Source organism: Undibacterium sp. GrIS 1.2 (assembly GCF_040544435.1).
Lineage (GTDB): Bacteria > Pseudomonadota > Gammaproteobacteria > Burkholderiales > Burkholderiaceae_D > Undibacterium.
The window spans coordinates 1-1,622 of record NZ_JBEONP010000146.1; the positions used below are offsets into that span (position 1 = coordinate 1).

Here is a 1,622-nt window from a genome sequence, read left to right on the forward strand (position 1 = left end):
ATACGCGTGGGAAAGCAAAAGAAAATGCTGCATCTGTATGGGCCACGGCAATTTCGCAAAAACCTGCTGGGCTGGAGCCGGGATACTCCTACGCCGGTGCGGCGTGTCGCGCTCGACTATCGTCTGGCTTACGGCGGCTGTATCAATATCCCCGCTGAACTATCCGCAGATCAAGAGCCGGATACGGTCAAGCATCCCGCTAACCCCGCAGGTTGCGGCTGGTTACCCGATAGCGGCGCACTCAAGCATCTCGCTAAACCAGCCCGGCGCTATATCGATAATTGGATTTCGGCACAAAAGTTACTGCCAGCGCCGCAGATCGAAGCGGTTGCTATACCGATCACGCAGCCATATCAAAATTGTGCCCCAGAAGGGTTAAGCCCGCTGGCACGTTGGTGGTCGCCACGCGTCGGCTTTCAAGGCAAATACGATGAAGCATGGCGCAACAGCCGCGCACCTTTGTTGCCGCTCGATTTCGATACGCGCTACTACCAAAGTGCGGCACCCGAGATGGTCGCCATCCCGCATTTGCGTGGCGATGAAAGCGTGAGCTTAATTGGTCTATTAGCCGAAAGAGGAGATATGCAATTACCCGGCTGGAACATCGTCGTCGCCATCCAACACACTAGCGGCGCACGCAGCGTCAGCCTGCCGCTACTTGATACGGTGCGCTTTGATCTCGATACCAGACAAGTCGTACTGGTCTGGCGCAGCCACTTTAAGCGCGACGATCCTGTGACAGAGATTTCTCTGGCGGTCACTAAGGCCAAGATCACCGGTGAGACGATTGGCAGCAGCACTGACACCGGCAAGAGCCGATCATGAGCGGCGCAGTACTCAAACTTTCGGACCCGAAAGGGTCTGATCCCAAAGGCAATTCTGCGCTGGGTAATCTCAGCGACAGTAAGATCGCACAGGGTTTGCAATTATCCGAAGATCAAAAACGCATCAAGGAATTAGAAAAGAATATCGCCGACCTTGAAAAACTCAACGCAGAAAAAGACAAGCAGGCCAGCGCCAACAAAAAAACAGCGCCCGGCAAAACTCGTCACGTCGCCCACGCCAAAGGCTGGAACGCCATTTGCACTGAGCCTGATCTGTGTAAAGTCGGCAAAGACATCATCGCCTTCGACAGTTTTGCCACGCTAGACAATCAGCATCAAGCCTCACCCAACGTCAAAGCTCAAAGCACTCCCGTGTATCGCAAGGGCGACATGATCAAGGGTGTGCAAGCCGATGCCGGTAAGCACATCGCATCCGGCACTTCGCAAGGTGGCGGGCATGTCAAAATCTTGGACGGACACAACAACGTCAAGGTCAACAACATCCCCATCGCCAGACACGACAGCAATTGCATGATCAATTGCGATGCCAATGGCAATGGCGGTGCCAAAGGCAAACTGGTCACAGAACAAAAGAGCGTTAGCGCAAGCGCAACACCCGCGTCCAAACCTTCCAATCCAGTAGCAACAGGCCAGCATACCAGTGAGAAACTTACGCGACTAAAAGAAGCTAAAAGCAAACTCGAAGCAGGCCAGCTCAATCTCAATGCCTTAGATGACTACATCAACTTCAAAGACAGCAATAGTCAGCTAGACGGACTCATAGGCCAAATCCAAGGC

2 protein-coding genes are annotated in these 1,622 nt (G+C 53.5%); both read left to right on the plus strand.

Features of this window, described 5'->3' with window-relative positions; translation table 11 throughout:
- Positions 1 to 825 (plus strand): DUF2169 family type VI secretion system accessory protein (locus tag AAKU61_RS22575; protein WP_354335876.1); only part of this gene is annotated, 825 nt, incomplete at its 5' end.
- On the plus strand, positions 822 to 1,622 hold an 801-nt coding region (locus AAKU61_RS22580), incomplete at its 3' end, for a PAAR domain-containing protein (RefSeq protein ID WP_503012681.1). The genes AAKU61_RS22575 and AAKU61_RS22580, both read left to right, overlap by 4 nt.